The 16,455-nt window shown below is 73.7% G+C and carries 13 protein-coding genes and 1 tRNA gene; 8 read left to right on the plus strand and 6 right to left on the minus strand.

What is annotated here, in order from left to right; translation table 11 throughout:
- The first annotated feature begins 30 nt into the window (after positions 1 to 30).
- The 4 genes from OVN18_RS08780 to OVN18_RS08795 all read left to right on the plus strand — a co-directional run bounded on the left by OVN18_RS08780 (position 31) and on the right by OVN18_RS08795 (position 5,195).
- Positions 31 to 1,140 carry a YlbL family protein gene (locus tag OVN18_RS08780; protein WP_267736641.1) on the plus strand — a complete coding sequence of 370 codons (1,110 nt, stop codon included), beginning with the start codon at positions 31 to 33 and terminating at the stop codon, positions 1,138 to 1,140.
- Between the two features lie 65 nt (positions 1,141 to 1,205).
- Positions 1,206 to 4,133 (plus strand): UPF0182 family membrane protein, encoded by a 2,928-nt coding sequence (locus OVN18_RS08785; RefSeq protein WP_267780344.1) that lies wholly within the window; start codon positions 1,206 to 1,208, stop codon positions 4,131 to 4,133.
- An 80-nt stretch (positions 4,134 to 4,213) separates the two neighbouring features.
- Positions 4,214 to 5,017: a class I SAM-dependent methyltransferase gene (locus OVN18_RS08790; protein WP_267780345.1), complete on the plus strand. Its 804-nt coding sequence runs from the start codon at positions 4,214 to 4,216 to the stop codon at positions 5,015 to 5,017.
- Positions 5,018 to 5,121: 104 nt separating this feature from the next.
- A tRNA-Met gene (locus tag OVN18_RS08795) sits at positions 5,122 to 5,195 on the plus strand.
- A 184-nt stretch (positions 5,196 to 5,379) separates the two neighbouring features.
- On the opposite strand, the gene OVN18_RS08800 is transcribed toward OVN18_RS08795, so the two are convergent.
- Both OVN18_RS08800 and OVN18_RS08805 read right to left on the minus strand, forming a co-directional pair.
- Positions 5,380 to 6,261, minus strand: a complete 882-nt coding sequence (locus tag OVN18_RS08800) for a ribokinase (protein WP_267780346.1) — start codon at positions 6,259 to 6,261, stop codon at positions 5,380 to 5,382.
- Between the two features lie 76 nt (positions 6,262 to 6,337).
- Positions 6,338 to 6,763 (minus strand): DoxX family protein, encoded by a 426-nt coding sequence (locus tag OVN18_RS08805; RefSeq protein WP_407666082.1) that lies wholly within the window; start codon positions 6,761 to 6,763, stop codon positions 6,338 to 6,340.
- Positions 6,764 to 6,934: 171 nt separating this feature from the next.
- On the opposite strand from OVN18_RS08805, the gene OVN18_RS08810 reads away from it, so the two are divergent.
- Positions 6,935 to 7,261, plus strand: coding sequence for a hypothetical protein (locus OVN18_RS08810; RefSeq protein WP_267780349.1), 327 nt, complete (start codon positions 6,935 to 6,937; stop codon positions 7,259 to 7,261).
- Between the two features lie 29 nt (positions 7,262 to 7,290).
- Here the strand turns inward: OVN18_RS08810 and OVN18_RS08815 are convergent, their stop codons facing one another.
- Positions 7,291 to 7,686 carry a hypothetical protein gene (locus OVN18_RS08815; RefSeq protein WP_267780350.1) on the minus strand — a complete coding sequence of 132 codons (396 nt, stop codon included), beginning with the start codon at positions 7,684 to 7,686 and terminating at the stop codon, positions 7,291 to 7,293.
- Positions 7,687 to 7,818: 132 nt separating this feature from the next.
- Here OVN18_RS08815 and OVN18_RS08820 point away from each other — a divergent pair, with 132 nt between their 5' ends.
- Positions 7,819 to 8,634, plus strand: coding sequence for a carbon-nitrogen hydrolase family protein (locus OVN18_RS08820; protein ID WP_267780351.1), 816 nt, complete (start codon positions 7,819 to 7,821; stop codon positions 8,632 to 8,634).
- A 37-nt stretch (positions 8,635 to 8,671) separates the two neighbouring features.
- On the opposite strand, the gene OVN18_RS08825 is transcribed toward OVN18_RS08820, so the two are convergent.
- A complete protein-coding gene (locus tag OVN18_RS08825) occupies positions 8,672 to 9,874 on the minus strand; it encodes an aminotransferase class I/II-fold pyridoxal phosphate-dependent enzyme (protein WP_267780353.1) in 1,203 nt (400 codons plus the stop codon).
- 46 nt (positions 9,875 to 9,920) lie between these two features.
- Complete coding sequence (locus OVN18_RS08830) at positions 9,921 to 10,580, minus strand: TetR/AcrR family transcriptional regulator (RefSeq protein WP_267736651.1); 660 nt, start codon at positions 10,578 to 10,580, stop codon at positions 9,921 to 9,923.
- A gap of 243 nt (positions 10,581 to 10,823) precedes the next feature.
- Between OVN18_RS08830 and OVN18_RS08835 the strand changes: the two genes are divergently transcribed.
- Positions 10,824 to 12,446 carry a S1C family serine protease gene (locus OVN18_RS08835; RefSeq protein ID WP_267780354.1) on the plus strand — a complete coding sequence of 541 codons (1,623 nt, stop codon included), beginning with the start codon at positions 10,824 to 10,826 and terminating at the stop codon, positions 12,444 to 12,446.
- An 18-nt stretch (positions 12,447 to 12,464) separates the two neighbouring features.
- On the plus strand, positions 12,465 to 13,514 hold the full coding sequence (locus OVN18_RS08840) for a glycosyltransferase family 2 protein (RefSeq protein ID WP_267780355.1): 1,050 nt from the start codon (positions 12,465 to 12,467) through the stop codon (positions 13,512 to 13,514).
- A gap of 12 nt (positions 13,515 to 13,526) precedes the next feature.
- On the opposite strand, the gene OVN18_RS08845 is transcribed toward OVN18_RS08840, so the two are convergent.
- Positions 13,527 to 16,379, minus strand: coding sequence for a CDP-glycerol glycerophosphotransferase family protein (locus OVN18_RS08845; protein WP_267780357.1), 2,853 nt, complete (start codon positions 16,377 to 16,379; stop codon positions 13,527 to 13,529).
- Positions 16,380 to 16,455 lie beyond the last annotated feature (76 nt).

Raw genomic sequence — 16,455 nt, forward strand, 5'->3', positions numbered from 1 at the left:
TCCTTCCCTTCCACCCACGCGAGGAGAGCGGTGTCGCTTTTCACCGACAGCACCGAATCCGATGACGATCTCGGCCGCCGCCGCGGCGGGCGCGCCGGCTGGCTCCTCCTCGGCGTCACCGTCTTCGGTCTCGTGGCGCTCGCGCTGCTGCCCTCGCCGTACGTCATCGAGCGCCCCGGCCCCGTCTTCGACACCCTGGGCACCGTCGCCGTCGACGGCGAGGACGTGCCGCTCATCACCATCCCGACCGAGCCCACCTACGACACCGAGGGCTCGCTGAGCCTGCTCACGGTCACGGTCGCCGGCAACCCCGAGCGCCTGCCGTCCTGGTTCGAGGTCGGCGCCGCCTGGCTCGACCCGCAGCAGTCCGTGGTCCCGGCCGACAGCGTCTTCCCCGCCGGCGTCAGCACCGAGGATCGTCGCGAGCAGAGCCGCGTCGAGATGGAGAACTCCCAGCAGGAGGCCGTCGCCGCGGCTCTGCGCACCCTCGGCGAGCCCTACGAGAGCACGCTGTACGTCGTCGAGACGACCGAGGGCGGCCCGGCCGAGGGTCTGCTCGAGGCCGACGACCGCATCATCTCGGTCAACGGCGAGGAGCTGCGGGATGTCACGGCGCTGCGCGCCGCGATCGCCGCGAACGGCACCTCCGAGCCCGCGGTCATCGGCATCGAGCGCGAGGGTCGGAGCGAGACGATCGAGATCGTCCCCGAGTTCAGCGAGGGCGAGAACCGCGTGCCCGTCGTCGGCATCCTCGTCGCGGGCGAGTACGAGTTCCCCTTCGAGGTCGAGATCGAGCTCGAGAACGTCGGCGGGCCGAGCGCCGGCATGATGTTCGCCCTCGGCATCATCGACAAGCTCACCCCTGACTCTCTTGCGGGCGGGGCCGAGGTCGCGGGTACCGGCACGATCGCCGCCGACGGCGCGGTCGGGCCGATCGGCGGCATCGTGCAGAAGATGTACGGAGCGCTGGATGCGGGCGCCGAGATCTTCCTCGCGCCGCGCGGCAACTGCGACGAGGTGGTGGGGGCGATCCCCGACGGGCTCGACGTCATCGCGGTATCGACGCTCGACGAGGCCGTGCTCGCGCTGCAGTCGGTGGCGGACGGGGACGACCCGGCCGATCTGCCGCGCTGCGGCTGAGCATCCCCCAAGCTGACCCCCTCTAAGCTGGCGGGGTTCACCCCTGACCTCGGGAGCCTCCTGCCGTGACTGCCACCGCCCCGCCGCCTCCTGCCAACAAGCAGCGCGCCACCATCGCGATCTCCGCGTCGATCCTCGGTGCGGTCGTCGTGCTGTTCTTCGTCTTCGCGGGCTTCTACACCGACGTGCTCTGGTTCGACCAGCTCGGCTTCCTCCCGGTCCTCACGACGCAGTGGATCGCCACCGCGGGGATGTTCGTGCTCGGCTTCGTCGCCATGTTCGTGCCCGTCTTCGCGAGCCTGCAGATCGCCTACCGCCTGCGGCCCGTCTACGCGAAGCTCTCCTCGCAGCTCGACCGCTACCAGGAGGTCGTCGAACCCCTGCGCCGCGTGGCCATGCTCGGCATCCCCGCCGTGCTCGGTCTCTTCGCGGGCGTCGCCTCGGCGAGCCAGTGGCCCGTCGTGCTGCAGTGGTGGAACCGCACCTCCTTCGGCGAGGTCGACCCGCAGTTCGGCCTCGACATCTCCTTCTTCGTCTACGAGCTGCCCTTCTGGCGCAGCATCGTCGCCTTCGCCTCCGCCGCCGTGCTGCTCTCGGCGCTCGCCGCGGTCGCCGCGAGCTACCTCTACGGCGCGGTGCGCTTCATGGGCCGCGAGGTGCGCATCTCGCGCACCGCGCGCATCCAGTTCGCCGTCACCGCCGCGATCTACCTCGCGCTGCAGGCCGTCTCGATCTGGCTCGACCAGTACGCCGTGCTCAGTCAGCCGAGCGTCGGATTCCTCTCGGCGGGCGCCGGCTTCACGGAGGCCAACGCGACCATCCCGGGCCGGGCGATCCTCGCCGGCATCGCCGCGCTCGTGGCGATCCTGTTTATCATCACCGCGATCATCGGGCGCTGGCGCCTGCCGATCGTCGGAACAGCGCTCCTCATCATCAGCGGCCTGCTCATCGGCAGCGTGTACCCCTCGCTCGTGCAGCAGTTCCAGGTCGTGCCGAACCAGCGCTCGGCCGAGGCCGAGTTCATCCAGCGCAACATCGACGCGACGCGCGAGGCCTACGGCGTCGCCGAGGTCGAGGAGGTCGAGTACCCCGCCGAGACCGACGCCACGGCCGGAGCGCTGCGGGAGGACGCGGAGACCACCGCGAACATCCGTATCCTCGACCCCGCGCTCGTGACCGACGCGTTCTCGCAGCTCGAGCAGTTCCGGCAGTACTACCAGTTCCCCGAGTACCTCGACGTCGACCGCTACGAGATCGACGGCCAGACCACCGACACGGTGATCTCGGTGCGCGAGCTCGACGCCGCCGGCCAGACCTCGCAGAACTGGTTCAACAACACGATCGTCTTCACCCACGGCTACGGCGTGGTCGCCGCGTACGGCAACCAGCGCAGCGCCGACGGCCAGCCGCTGTTCCTCGAGTCGGGCATCCCGGTGCGCGGCGGTCTCACCGAGGAGCTCGGCGAGTACGAGCCCCGGGTCTACTTCGGCGAGCAGTCGCCCGAGTACTCGATCGTCGGCGGCCCCGAGGGCGGCGACGAGCTCGAGCTCGACTTCCCGGCCGGCGAGGGCGACGACGCCGACGCGGCGGGCAACGCCACCTACACCTTCACCGGTGACGGCGGCCCGACCCTCGACGGCCCCTTCAAGAAGCTGCTCTACTCGCTGAAGTTCCAGTCGACCGACATCTTCCTGTCGAACGCCGTCTTCGATGAGTCGCAGATCCTCTACGACCGCAACCCGCTCGACCGCGTGCAGAAGGTCGCCCCGTACCTGACGCTCGACAGCGACCCGTACCCGGCGATCGTCGACGGCCGCATCCAGTGGATCATCGACGGCTACACGACCTCGTCGAACTACCCGTACTCGACCTCGGTGGCGCTCTCCGCCGCCGTCGCCGACACGTACACGCCGGCCCCGACGCTCCCCGTCGACGACATCAACTACATCCGCAACTCGGTGAAGGCCACGGTCGACGCCTACGACGGATCGGTGACGCTCTACGCGTGGGACGACGAGGATCCGGTGCTCGAGACCTGGCAGAAGATCTTCCCCTCCACTCTCGAGCCGATGAGCGAGATGGGCGACGCCCTGCTCGATCACGTGCGCTACCCGGCCGACCTGTTCAAGGTGCAGCGCAACATCCTCGGCGCCTACCACGTCACCGACCCGGGATCGTTCTTCTCGACGGACGACGAGTGGATCACCCCGAACGACCCGGCCTCGGAGGCGGCGACGGCCACGCTGCAGCCGCCGTACTACCTCACCATGCAGATCCCCGGCAGCGAGGACCCGGGCTTCACGCTCTACTCCACGTTCATCCCGCGCGCCGCGGGGGAGAACCAGCGCAACGTGCTCACCGGGTACCTGGCGGCGAACGCCGATCCGGGGGAGGACTACGGCAAGCTGACGCTTCTGACGCTGCCGAGGCAGACGACCATCCCCGGTCCGGGCCAGGTGCAGAACCAGTTCAACTCCGACACCGAGGTGGCGAACCAGATCGCGCTGCTCGAGCGCGGGTCGACGACAGTGCGCCGCGGCAACCTGCTGACGCTGCCGGTCGCCGGCGGTCTGCTCTACGTGCAGCCGGTCTACGTGCAGTCGACGGGTGAGACCAGCTACCCGCTGCTGCGCAAGGTGCTCGTGTCGTTCGGCGACGAGATCGCCTTCGAGGACACCCTCGACCTCGCCCTCGATTCGCTGTTCGACGGCGACTCGGGCGCTGACGCGGGTGATGGCGGCGTCGACCCGGTCGACCCGATCGTCGACCCCGAGGCGCCCGTCGACCCGGAGGCGCCGGCCGAGCCGGAGACGCCCGCCGAGCCGACCGACCCGGCCGCCCCCGCCGATGACTTCGCGACGGCTCTCGCCGACGCGCAGCAGGCGCTGCAGGATCGCGAGGCGGCGTACGCGGCCAACGACCTCGTGGCGGCGGCGGAGGCCGACGAGCGGCTGCAGGACGCGGTCGAGCGACTGATCGCTCTCGACGAGTAGTCCCCGCGCGGACCATGGCGGCGGAGGATCCTCCCGAGTGGGCCCGGCTCAACCGGGCCCACTGGGATGAGAAGGTGCCGGTGCACCTCGCGAGCGAGTTCTACGATCTCGCGCCCCTGCGCGCGGGGGAGGGGCGGCTGTACCCGATCGAGGAGGCGGAGCTGCCCGCCGTCGCTCCCGAGGGCTGGGAGGGGCTGCGGGTTCTGCACCTGCAGTGCCACTTCGGCGCCGACACGCTCGTGCTCGCCCAGCGCGGGGCGCACGTGGTGGGCATCGACTTCTCGATGCCGGCCGTCCGGGCCGCCCGCCAGCTCGCCGAGGAGCTCGGCCTCGCCGAGCGCAGCCGCTTCATCGGCGCCGACGTCTACGACGCCCGGCACCGCCTTCCCGAGCCCGAGGGCTTCGACGTCGTCTACACGACCTGGGGCACGATCGGCTGGCTGCCCGACATCGAGGAGTGGGCGCGCATCATCGCCTGGTTCCTCAAGCCCGGAGGGCGGCTGTACTTTGCCGACGGGCATCCCTCGGCCTTCGTCTTCGACGACGCGCAGGGGGCCCTGCCGACGCCGCACGGCCCCTTCCCCGCGCCGCGCGACGGCTACTTCGCTGCCGAACCCCTCGAGGACGACGACGATCGCGACTACGCCGACCCCACCGCCACGCTCGATAACGCGCGCACCGTCGAATGGATGCACCCCCTGGGCCGCACGATCACCGCGCTCATCGACGCGGGCCTGCAGATCGACTTCGTGCACGAGCACGACGCGGTGCCGTGGCAGATCTTCGACCTCGCCGTGCCGCGCGGCGATGGCCTCTGGGGCTGGCCGGGAACGGCCTGGCTGCCGCTCGGCGTGAGCATCGCCGCGACGCGCCGTGCGGGCTGACCCGCTCCTCGCCCCGTTCCTCGGCGCCCGCCGCCCTGCCGACGCCTTCGCGGGCCGCTCGATTCGACGGATGCCCGTCCTCCTGGTAACGTTGTCTCTCGTGCCGCGGGGTGGAGCAGTTCGGTAGCTCGCTGGGCTCATAACCCAGAGGTCGTAGGTTCAAATCCTGCCCCCGCAACAAAGAGAAGGCCCGGAATCGTGAGATTCCGGGCCTTCTGCATTACTCCGGACGGCTCGGGATCGAGAGATCCCGGGCCTTCTGCGTTCCTCCGGAAGCGTCGGGATCAGGAGATCCCGGGCTTTCTGCCGCGCCCGGGGCGGACCCGGGTCGGGTGATCCCCGGCCCGCCGGCCTGCGGGAGGTCACCGGCGGGGCGGCTGCGCTCCCGGCCACTGGACGGCCGCGGCACCGGCGGCGATGCCGCGATCGAGCGCCGACGCGAGCGTGCCTCCGTCGGCGAGCTCGGCCGCGAGAGCGCCCGCGAAGGCGTCGCCCGCGCCGGTCGTGTCGACGACCTCGACACGGGGAGCTTCGCGGCGCAGAGCGCCGTGGGAGTCCGCGGCCACCGCGCCCGCGCCGCCGAGCGTGATGACGACGCTGCGGCAGCGGTCGAGCAGCTCCGCGGCCGCGCGCTCCGCGCCCTCGGCGTCGACCGCGCGCCCGAGCAGGTCGCCGGCCTCGGCGGCGTTGACGATGAGCGGATCGCAGAGCTCCAGCAGCCAGGGCTCGACGGCCCGGCTGGGGGAGAGGTTGAGCACGAGGCGGGCGCCATGCCGCTCCAGAGCCCGGGCGGCGGCCTCGACGACCGCGAGCGGAACCTCGAGCTGCGCGAGCAGCACCGTGCGGGGGCCGGCGAGCTCGTCGATGCGGGCGACGACGGCAGCGGCATCCACCCGGGCGTTGGCACCGGGGGAGACCACGATGCTGTTCTCGCCCGCGCGATCGAGGGTGATGAGGGCGACGCCGGTGGGGGCGTCGGGGATGACGGCGACGCTCGAGACGTCGACTCCGCCCGCGCCGAGGGCGTCGAGCAGGGCGCGGCCGTTCGCGTCGTCGCCGACGGCGGCGAGCATGACCGGCATCGCCCCGGCCCGAGCGGCGGCGAGGGCCTGATTGGCGCCCTTGCCGCCCGTCGACGTGACGAGATCGCCGCCCATGAGCGTCTCGCCGGGGCGCGGGTGCCGGTCGACGACGACGGTGAGATCGGTGTTGGCGGAGCCGAGGACGATGAGGGAGGCGCTCATGGCTCCAGACTGCCGCATGGGAGGGCGCGGGGCCGTGCGGCGGCTCGGCGCCGGCGGGCGCGTCGGGCCCGTCGCCTCACCGCGTGCGACGGTCGGCGCGGTACCGCCGCCAGGCCCGCCACGCCCCGGTCGACCAGAGCGCCCAGGCCACCAGCAGCGGCTGGAACAGCAACCGGATGCCCCGCGCGAGATCGCTGTCGAGGCCGAAGCCGTCGCGGCCCTCGGTGAACTGCGCGATGTTGCCCGGGAAGATCGCGAGGAAGAACAGCGCGGCCGCCCAGCCGACCGCGACGCGCCACCGCGGTCGCCAGAGCAGGATGAGCGCGAGCCCGAGCGTGATCTCGACGACCCCCGAGCCGACGACGACGAGGTCGACCGGCAGCGGCAGCCACGGCGGCACCTGCGCCTGGAACTCCTCGCGCAGCACGGTGAGGTGCCCCGCGCCGGCCCCGGCGAGGGCGAGGCCGAGCAGGATGCGCGCGAGATGCTGCACGACGCTCAGACGGGCGGGGGCGGCGGTGGAGGGGGTGGTCGCGGGCGTGGTCACCCGACGATCCTGCCGGACGGGGCTGTGCGCGCCGTGTTGCGCCGTGTGACGGCGCGCTCGACCCGGCGGCGGGGCGGACGTAGCGTGGGGCATCCCCGACCGCCACTCCGCTCGAAGGAGCCCCGCATGGCCCAGCACCCGCTCATCGCCCCGCTCGACGTCGACTGCGACGCCGCGGGCTCGATGATGTGCGGGCGCGCGCGAGCCGGGCACGCGGTGCACCCGATGCAGCAGCGCATCGCGGCGGCCACGCCCGCGGGCTGGATCGACGCGATCGTCGCCTCGGTCGCCCCCGACGGATGGGTCTCGCTCGTCGCGCTCGAGGGCGGGCGCACGCTGCGCGCCTGGACGCACGAGCGTGCGACGCTCCGCTCGGGCGAGCCCGTCGCGGTGCACGAGCTCGCCGAGCTGCTGGCGGCGGGCGAGCGGCGCACCAGCGTCGTGCTGCGCTAGCGCAGCCGCACCTCGCCGGGCGCCGCCGCTCAGGCCGGCGTCATCGCCATGCGCATGTCGTCGCAGGCCTCGGCCGCGGCGAGGCACGTCTTCGCGCAGAGGCGGCAGTGCTCCGCCATCTCGGCGTGCATCGAGCACTCCTCGGCGCAGGCGCGCATCATCATGGCGGTGGTCTGCAGCATCATCGACATCGCCTCGGCGTGCATGCCGGCCGGCCGCATCATGACGCGCATCATGGTGCCGGCCATGTCGGCGGTCGAGGCGCACATGCTCGCGCAGCGCCCCATGCCCTCCATGCCGCAGGCGTCGCCGCACATCGTGCAGGCCTGCTCGCACGCCGCGCAGGCGTCCATGGCGGCCTGCAGGCGCTGCATGTCCATCTCGGCCATGGCGGGGATGGTGCTCATCATCTCGGTCATCATCATCGGTCGCGACCCTTCGTCGAGCGGATGCCCGCAGACCGCGTCGGGTCGGCGCGACCGCCGAGCATCCTCGTGCCCGGCACGCTACGCGCATCGCGCCGTCCGTGGCGGGAACGCGGAGCGTAGGCTCAGGTCATGAGCACTCGCACCGGGGTCGCCGTCGCCCAGTTCGCCCCCGGGGCCGATCCGCAGGAGAACCTCGCGACCGTGCGGCGGCTCGCCGCGCAGGCGGTCGAGCGCGGAGCCGGGCTCGTCGTCCTGCCCGAGTACTCCTCCTACTTCACGCCGGAGATCGGCCCCGACTGGGTCGCCGCGGCCGAGGAGATCGACGGGCCCTTCGCCCAGGGTCTCGCGGCGATCGCCCGCGAGCTCGGGGTGATCGTCGTCGCGGGCATCATCGAGCGGGGCTCGCCCGGCGCCGACGTCGAGCGGTTCCGCAACACGGTGCTCGCGCACGGCCCCGACGGCGGGCTGCTCGCGGTGTCGCGCAAGCTCCACCTCTACGACGCCTTCGGAGCGAGCGAGTCGCGCTGGGCCGAGGTCGGTGCGATCGACGAGCCGCAGCTGTTCTCCTTCGCCGGGCTGCGGGTGGGCATCCAGACCTGCTACGACCTGCGGTTCCCCGAGGTCACCCGCCGTCTCGTCGACGCCGGCGCCGACCTCGTGCTCGTGCCGAGCGAGTGGGTGCGCGGCCCGCAGAAGGAGCACCACTGGCGCACTCTCGTCACCGCCCGCGCGCTCGAGAACACGATCTACGTCGCGGCCGCCGACCACACCCCGCCGATCGGCGTGGGCTGCAGCATGATCGTCGACCCGATGGGCGTCGCGCTCGCGGCGCTGGGGGAGCGGGAGGACGTCGCGGTCGCGCATCCGACCCCCGCCCGCATCGCGGAGGTGCGCCAGGTCAACCCGGCCCTGCGGCTGCGGCGATTCCGCGTCGTGCCGGGCTGACCGCCCGTCCGACGCCCCTCGTCGCCGAGGGGAGGGGTCAGCGCCGCCCGAGCCGGGCGAGCCGCGACACCGCCTCCTCGACCGCCTCGTCGGTGCGACAGAAGGCGAAGCGCAGCGAGCGGCGCGTGCGCGCGTCGGTGCTGCCCGGGGCGAAGGCGATGAGGGGGATGCTCGCCACTCGCGTCTCGCGCACGAGCTCGCGCGCGAAGGCGTCGCCGTCGTCGATGCCGAGCGGGCCCGGATCGGCGACGACGAAGTACGAGCCCCGACTGGGCGACACGGCGAAGCCGGCCGCCTCCAGGCCCGCGCTCAGCAGATCGCGCCGGCGCTCGAGCGAGGCGCGCAGGCCGTCGAAGTAGTCGTCCCCGAGGCGCAGCCCGACGGCGACCGCCGGCTGGAACGGCGCGCCGTTCACGTACGTGAGGAACTGCTTGACCGCCATGACCGCGTCGATGAGCGCGGCCGGCCCCGTGATCCAGCCGATCTTCCAGCCCGTCACGCGGAAGGTCTTCGCGGCGCTCGAGATCACGAGGGTGCGCCCCTGCCCGGCTTCGAGCGACGACATGCTGGTGTGGGTGCGCCCGTCGTAGACGAGGTGCTCGTAGACCTCGTCGGCGACGATGACCGCATCGTGCTCGGCGGCGCGTCGGGCGATGCGGTCGAGCAGGGCGGGCTCGATCACCGTGCCGGTGGGGTTGTGCGGGCTGTTGACGAGCACCACGCGCGTGCGCGGGCCGATCGCCGCGTCGATCGCCGCGATCGAGGGCTGCTGCTCCGGGCCCTCCAGCGGGATGCGCGCCATGCGCGCCCCGGTCAGCCCGATGAGGGCGGCGTACGCATCGTAGGCGGGCTCGATCACCGCGACCTCGTCGCCCGGGCGCACGAGCGCGAGCAGCGTCGCGGCGAGGGCCTCGGTCGCGCCCGCCGTGACGAGCACCTCGGTGGCGGGGTCGAGCACGTCGCCCCGGAACCGGAGCCGGTGCTCGGCGATCGCGGCGCGCAGGTCGGGCTCGCCGCGGCCCGGCGGGTACTGGTTGACGCCGGCGCGGATGGCGGCGACGGCCGCATCGAGCACCGCGGCAGGGGCGTCCTCGTCGGGGAAGCCCTGGCCGAGGTTGACGGCGTCGTACCGCGCGGCGAGCGCGGACATCTCGGCGAAGATCGTCGGCCGGGCGACGCCGTCGGGCCCGAGCAGTCCGGCGGCTCGCACGGTGCGCATCCAGGGGGCGTCGTCGCTCATGCCGCTCAGGCTAGCGACGTCGGACCGCTGGGGCGCGCGCCGACGATCAGCGCGCGTCGTCGCTCGACCGGGCCGTGCGCACGGTGAGGCTCGAGGCCCAGTCGTAGTAGACGATCTTGCCCGGGCGCGTGTCGTCCACCGCCGCGTCGACCGAGCGCGAGAGCAGGTCGCAGAAGCCGCGGATGACGACGTCGAGGTCGTCGTGCGGCGCGGTGATGGCGATGCCGGCGGAGTAGGTGCTGATGGCGTAGGAGACGGCTCGGGCATCCACCTCGGGTCGCACCATGCCGGCCTGCTGCAGGCGCTCGATCATCTCGGCGCGCACCCCGATCTGGGGCACGTACGAGAAGGAGTGGCTGTGCCGCATGATCGCGTTGAGCGCGTCGCGGTCGATGACGAAGAGCGTCTTGGCGAGAGGGCGCTCGTAGATCGTCGACAGCGTGTAGAGGTAGATGCGCGAGAGCAGTCCGCCCCGCTCGTCGCGCTCGATGTGGTCCACGATGCCGCGGTACATCGCGGCGAACTCGCGGTTGAGCATGCTCACGAGCACGTCGGCGGTGCTCGGGAAGAGGGCGGCGATGCGCTCGGGCGCGATGTCGGCGCGCTGCGCGATCCGCCCAACGGAGACGGCGTCGTACCCGTCGTTCATGATGACGTCGCCCGCGGCATCGAGAATGCGGTCGAGGTCGCTGGCGTCAGTGGTCATCGAGGGGGCTCGTCTTCGGGTCGGTTCGGGTTGGAATGAATACTAGGGGGCAGAACGGACCGTCTGGTGCACCCAATCCGGGGGGAGGGGGATGCGCGTGGAGCGCTCGTTCGGCGGGCTCGGAGCGGGCTGTCGACCGCGCTGGGGCGGCACTCGCACAAGCGACGGGCCGCGCTCAGGGGCGACCAATACAATGCACAGGTTCGCGGTGGACGCTGGCCGCGGTCGAAAGGAGAACCACCCATGACCTCCACCCCCGAGCACCCCGACGCCGGCTCCGAGCAGGGCTCGCCGGCCGTCCCCCCGACGAATGACGCGACGAACCACGAGACGAACGACGCGGCGCACCGCGAGGCGAACGACGCGGTGAACGACGCGGCGAGCACGACGCCGGCTCCGGCGCACTCGCCGGTCGACGCGCCCTCCGCCTCGCCGACCGACGCACCGCCGTCCGCCGCCCCCGAGGCTCCGCGATCGCCGGCCGAGGCGAGCGCCGCCCCGGCGCAGGCGCCCGTCGGCGCCCCGTCCGCCACCCCGGTCGGCGCTCCGGCGACTGCCCCGGTCGGGGCCCCGTCCGCGGCCGCCGGCTCCGTGCCCCCCGCCTTCGCCCCGCCCGCCTCGCACCCGGCGCCCGCCTCCGAGCCGGCGGCCCCCGCGGGCTCGCGCTCGCTCGGCCCGATGATCGCGATGCTCGCCGTCGGTGCGCTGATCGGCGGCGCCGCGGGCGGCGGCATCGCCGCCTGGGCGCTCACCGACTCGTCCGGCTCGGCCTCGAGCGCGACGAGCCCGGCCTCCATCACCGTCAACGACCCGGAGGACGCCACGACCGTCACGGGCGTCGTCGCCCGCGCCATGCCCTCGGTCGTCACGATCGACGTGCAGGGCGGAGGCGCGGCCGGCAGCGGCTCGGGCGTGATCCTCAGCGAGGACGGCTACGTGCTCACGAACTCCCACGTGGCGACCCTCGACGGAGCGGCCGCCGACCCGACGCTGCGCGTGACGGCGAGCGACGGGCGCATCTACGACGCCGAGCTCGTCGGCGCCGACCCAATCGCCGACCTCGCGGTCATCAAGCTCGCCGACGCCTCGGGCCTCCAGCCGATCGAGTTCGCCGACTCCGACGACCTCAACGTCGGCGACCGGGCGATCGCCATCGGGGCCCCGCTCGGCCTCGCCGGCACCGTGACCGACGGCATCGTCTCGGCGCTCAACCGCTCGATCACCGTGCAGTCCTCAGCGGTGCCCGACGGTGCGGCGCCCGACGCCCCCGAGGCGCCGGAGGGGGACGCGCCCCAGAGCCCCTTCGACTTCTGGAACTTCGACTTCGACATCCCGGGCGAGCAGGGCCCGTCGCAGCCGCGCGCCTCGCAGACCATCTCGCTCTCGGTCATCCAGACCGACGCCGCGATCAACCCCGGCAACTCCGGCGGTGCGCTGCTCGACGACGAGGGCCGGCTCATCGGCATCAACGTCGCGATCGCCTCGGCTGGCGGCTCGCAGAGCGCGGCCGGCAGCATCGGCGTCGGTTTCAGCATCCCGGCGAACTTCGCCCAGCGCATCGCCGACGAGATCATCGCGACCGGATCGGCCAGCCACGGGCTCCTCGGGGCCAGCGTGACCGAGGTCGAGGCCGACAGCGGCGTCGTCGGCGCCCTGATCGCCGAGGTGACGCCCGCGGGCGCCGCCGATCAGGCGGGGCTGCGCCAGGGCGACGTCATCACCGCCTTCGACGGCGTGCCGATCACGAGCAGCATCGACCTCACCGCGCAGGTGCGGGTGCTCGCGGGCGGCTCGACGGCCGAGGTCGAGTACGTGCGCGACGGCCGCGCGGCGACGGCGACCGTGACGCTCGGTGAGCTGGACTAGGCGATAGCCTCGGGGGTTATGACCCCCGCCGCGCCGACGCCGCCCGGCGTCAGCTACGTGATGCCGGTCTACAACGAGTCGGCGTACATCGACGACGCGATCGACAGCGTGCTCGGGCAGCGGTACGGGGGCGAGCAGGAGCTCGTGCTCGCCCTCGGCCCCTCGACCGACGGCACGAGCGAGCGCGTCGAGCGGCGCGCCGCCGACGACCCGCGCATCCGCATCGTGCGGAACCCCGAGATGACCATCCCGGTGGGGCTCAACCGGGCGATCCGGGCCGCGGCGCACGACGTCATCGTGCGGGTGGATGCGCACACCGAGCTCTCGCCCGACTACACCGCCACGGCGGTGGCCACGCTCGAGCGCACGGGGGCGGCGAGCCTCGGCGGCCTCATGGTCGCCCAGGGCCGGAGCCGCTTCCAGCGCGCCGTCGCCCGCGCCTACAACTCCCGCCTGGGGCTCGGCGGCGGGGCCTATCACGGCTCCGCCGTCGAGGGCCCGGCCGAGAGCGCGTACCTCGGCATCATGCGCCGTCCCGCGCTCGAGTCGGTGGGTCTCTACGACGAGCGCCTCAAGCGCGCGGAGGACTGGGAGCTCAACTTCCGCCTGCGCGGCGCCGGCCACCTCGTCTGGCTCGACCCGGCCCTGCGCGTCACCTACTGGCCGCGCGACACCTGGTCGAAGCTCGCCCGGCAGTTCCGGGCGACGGGCATCTGGCGCGGCGAGCTCGTGCGCCGACACGGCGGCAAACACCCGCTGCGGTACTTCGCGCCGCCCGCCCTGGTCGTCGTCGCGGTGCTCAGCCTGATCGTCGCACTGCTGCAGGCGACGGGCCTCGTCACGGGGCCCGCCTCGCTGCTGCTCGGGCTCGTCCACCTCGGGCCGCTCGCCTACCTGCTGCTGCTGGTCGCCCTGCTGCTGACCCGGTCGAGCGGCGAGACGCTCGCCGACCGCGGCGTGTTCGCGGTCGTCATCGCGACGATGCATGCGAGCTGGGGATCGGGATTCCTGCGCGGGGTCGCGGTCGGCGCGCGCGGCGCCGTCGACCGGTCGCGCATCGAGTCGTAGCGGGCTCCGGGCTCAGTCGAGCAGGCCCCCGGCGAGGATGCGGGCGACGACGCGCTCGGCCGCGCGGCCGTCGTCGAGCGGGTTGAAGCGCGCGCGCCAGGCGGCGAGGGCGGGCGGCGCGGTCGCGGCGGGAGCCTGCTCGACTCCCGAGGCGGGCGTGCTCGCCGCGAGCTCGGCGAGGGTCTGCAGCAGGGCATCCCGATCGCGCACGACCGGGCCGGGCGCCTCGGCCGTGACGTCGAAGTAGAAGCCGCGCAGATCGCGGCGGTAGTGCTCGAGGTCGGGCACGAAGAGCACGAGCGGGGTGTCGATCGCCGTGATGTCGAACATCACCGAGCTGTAGTCGGTGACGAGCACGTCGGCCGCGAGCATGAGCTCGCCGATCGCCGGGTAGCTCGTGACGTCGATGAGGCCGGGGGCGTCGAGGTCGCGGCCGAAGCGCAGCGTGCGGCTGTGCCCGCGCACGAGCAGGACGTGCTCGCCGGGCAGGGCCGCGAGCTGCGCGGCGAACCCGGGCAGGTCGAGGTAGTCGACGATCTCGCGCCGGTCGTCGCGCCAGGTCGGCGCGTAGAGCACGGCGCGCTGCCCCTCGGCGAGGCCCAGCCGCTCGCGCACGGCCGCGCGGTCGCCCCGCAGCAGCACGTCGTTGCGGGGGTAGCCCTCGACCCACACCGGCCCGCGGAACGCGTAGGCGCGGCGCAGCACACCGGCGGCCCAGGGGTTCTGGGCGAGCAGGATGCTCCACCGCCGGCTCTCGCGCGTGACGGCGATGCGCGTGCGCATGCCCACCCCGGCCCGGTCGAGTGCGAGCCTCTTCAGCATCGTGCCGTGCCAGGTCTGGAGCACCCGCTGGTGCGCCCGCGGCCGCCACCGCTTGCGCAGCCAGTCGTTGACCACGAGCAGCCGGGCGTCGGCGCGCACCCGCCACCACTCGGCCGAGCCCTCGACGAGCGCGACGGCCCCCTCGGGCACGGCGACGGAGCGGTCGACGACCGACCAGTACCGCGTAACGTCGGGTCGCACCCGCGCGAGCTCGGCGTCGAGGGCGAGCGGGTTGCAGGCCGCCGTCTGGCTGTAGAAGCTCTCGAACATCACGGCGGTCTCGGGCGCGGCGGTGCGCGCGCGGTAGCCCGCCTCGAGGCGCTTCTGGGCGGATGCTCCGCGCTCGTCGTCCGCGAGCGGAGGCTCGACGCGCAGCACGAGCGTGCCCGCGTCGGCGCGCAGCTCCGCCCGCAGCCACGGCGAGCGGAGACCGGGATCCAGGTGCGCGGTCACCGTCGCCCGGCGGCTCGCGTGCGCCGCCCCCTCGAGGGCGACCTCGAGCCGGTACTCGTCGCTGCGCGGCGGCAGCGGGGGCGAGCCCCATCGCTCGCGGAGCAGCGGGGCGCTCGCCGAGAACGACGCTCCGGTCTGGTGCACGGCGAGCTCGATCGTCTGCCGGGGCCCGACCAGGGCCAGGCGCCTGATCGGCCCCGGAGCCGTTCCCCGCAGGGTCAGGGTCTCGGGGTCGAGCTCGGCGTCGTCGATGACGACCCGAGCGGGACCGGCGATCGTGCCGGCCGTGCCGGCCGCGCCGGTCCCGACGCTCCCGGCGGCCGCGCCGGCTCTCGGGCTGCCCGTCTCGCCCAGAAGCTCGCGCACGGCCGCGTGCACGCGCTCCGTGGCCCGGCCGTCGAGCAGGTCGACGTGCTCGTCGCGCAGCCAGCGCGCGTGGGCGAGCACGGCATCCCGCGCGGGCCCCTCCTCCAGAGCGCCGTCGAGGCGCGCGAGCGCCTCCGTCCAGCTCGTCGCCGGGTCGCCGCCGCTGAAGGCGCGGTACGGCGTGTAGAGCCCGCGCGAGCCCAGGTACGCCGCGAGGTCCGGCGCGAGGAACACGCTCGGCACCCCGGCGATCGCGGCGTCGAAGGCGATCGACGAGTAGTCGGTGAGCAGGGCGTCGAGGGCGGGCAGCGCCGGGGTGACGTCGAGCAGCTGGGCGCGCCCGAGCAGCCGGATACGCGGGGAGGCCGCCGGGCCGGCGGCGTACGAGCCGGCGCCGAGCGGGTGCGAGCGCACGAGCAGCACCGCGTCCCGGCGCTCCGCCCAGGCGACGATCTCGGCCCACTGCGCGGCGTCGGGGATGGCGGGGTCGGGCTCGCCGTCGCGCCAGGTGGGGGCGTAGAGCACCAGCCGGGCGGCCTCGGGCAGCGGGCCGGTCGCCGCCGCGATGAGGGCGCGCGCCGCATCCCGGCGGCTGAAGGCGGTGCCCTGCAGCAGCACGTCGTCGCGGGCGTCGCCGAGCACGCGTACGCGCTCCGGGCCGAGGCCGAAGGCCGAGCGGATGCGCGCGGCCACGAGCTCCGAGGCGACGGGGAACAGCGTGATGCGCGCCCCGCCGCGCCGGTACAGCGCGCTCATGAGGGCGCGCGCGCCGGGCAGCGAGCCGATGAGGGGCAGGCGCAGGGCGGCGCCGGTGTCGAGGTGCAGGCGCTTCAGCGGGATGCCGTGCCACAGCTGCACGACGACCGCCCCGCTCGATCCGTACCGGTTCGCATCGCCCAGCCCGTGGGTGACGACCACGGCGCCCGCGCGCAGCGTGGCCCGGAACCCGCCCCAGCCGCGCGCCGGTAGCGCCGCCATGCCGGCGGCGCGGGCCGCCCGCAGCTCCTCGTCGCTCGACGCGAGCCAGGTCAGCCGGCGGTCGGGGTCGTGCTCGCGGGTGTACCGCCACAGCGCGAGGGCCCCCTCGCCGAGGCCGAGACCCGAGGCCATGACCCAGCGCCGGGGGTCGCGCGGCACGAGGCGCGCGCAGAGCGCCCCGATCGCGTAGAGCGGGGCGCGGGCGAGAACGCGCGCGTTGCCGGCGCTGAACGTGAAACGGGCCATCGCGGGCGATTCTGCCACGGCGAGCAGTCGCGGCTCGCGAGGCGCCGCGGCGCGATCCGTCGCTACGGGTGCATAA

This window comes from Microcella daejeonensis, assembly GCF_026625045.1.
Lineage (GTDB): Bacteria > Actinomycetota > Actinomycetes > Actinomycetales > Microbacteriaceae > Microcella > Microcella daejeonensis.

What these genes read in the sequence shown, in the direction of transcription:
- OVN18_RS08800 (WP_267780346.1), bottom strand. Translation starts at nt 6,261, where the DNA reads ATGAGCGCCTCCCTCATCGTCCTCGGCTCCGCCAACACCGATCTCACC.
- OVN18_RS08810 (WP_267780349.1), top strand. Translation starts at nt 6,935, where the DNA reads ATGGCCCAGCACCCGCTCATCGCCCCGCTCGACGTCGACTGCGACGCC.
- OVN18_RS08815 (WP_267780350.1), bottom strand. Translation starts at nt 7,686, where the DNA reads ATGATGATGACCGAGATGATGAGCACCATCCCCGCCATGGCCGAGATG.
- OVN18_RS08820 (WP_267780351.1), top strand. Translation starts at nt 7,819, where the DNA reads ATGAGCACTCGCACCGGGGTCGCCGTCGCCCAGTTCGCCCCCGGGGCC.
- OVN18_RS08825 (WP_267780353.1), bottom strand. Translation starts at nt 9,874, where the DNA reads ATGAGCGACGACGCCCCCTGGATGCGCACCGTGCGAGCCGCCGGACTG.
- OVN18_RS08830 (WP_267736651.1), bottom strand. Translation starts at nt 10,580, where the DNA reads ATGACCACTGACGCCAGCGACCTCGACCGCATTCTCGATGCCGCGGGC.
- OVN18_RS08835 (WP_267780354.1), top strand. Translation starts at nt 10,824, where the DNA reads ATGACCTCCACCCCCGAGCACCCCGACGCCGGCTCCGAGCAGGGCTCG.
- OVN18_RS08840 (WP_267780355.1), top strand. Translation starts at nt 12,465, where the DNA reads ATGACCCCCGCCGCGCCGACGCCGCCCGGCGTCAGCTACGTGATGCCG.
- OVN18_RS08845 (WP_267780357.1), bottom strand. Translation starts at nt 16,379, where the DNA reads ATGGCCCGTTTCACGTTCAGCGCCGGCAACGCGCGCGTTCTCGCCCGC.